At 78.2% G+C, this 495-nt stretch carries 1 protein-coding gene; it reads left to right on the plus strand.

Going from position 1 to position 495, the window contains the following annotated elements; translation table 11 throughout:
- Positions 1–284 (plus strand): hypothetical protein (locus FHN55_RS23005; protein ID WP_218974916.1); only part of this gene is annotated, 284 nt, incomplete at its 5' end.
- Between the last annotated feature and the right edge of the window lie 211 nt (positions 285–495).

The following is a 495-nucleotide window of genomic DNA, read 5'->3' on the forward strand; positions in this document are numbered from 1 at the left end:
CGAGGGCGAAGGCGCCCCAGGCGCAGGTGGTGGTGGTCGGTCCGCCGTCGCTCGGCGATGCCGGCTCAGCAGCCCTCACCGCCACCCGCCGCGCGCTGAGCGCCGCCACCGCCGAAGCAGGGGTGGTCTACCTCGATCCCGCTGCCACCGGCTCGGAGCTCTCCGCCGACGCCACCACCACAGCCGACGGGTCCGTGCGCCTCACGCCCGCGGGCCAGGTGGAGCTGGCCGACCAGGTGCTTCCGGTGCTGCAGCGGCTCCTCGTGGCGCCGAGCGCGGGCTGAAGCCGCGGCGCCTTCGCGCCGATGAACAGCACGTGACCGACGAGCAGACCGCCACCGCCACCGCCACGCGGGTCCCTGCGCCCGCAGTGCCCGCGCCGGCCCCCGCGTCCGCGCTCGAGACCGCCGCGCCGCTCGTGCCCGCCCGCGACGACTTCACGTTCACCGCGCCTCCGGCCCGCCGCACGACCGCAGCCACCGCCGCGCCCGCGCG

The organism is Streptomyces sp. NP160 (genome assembly GCF_006335115.1).
GTDB lineage: Bacteria > Actinomycetota > Actinomycetes > Actinomycetales > Quadrisphaeraceae > Quadrisphaera.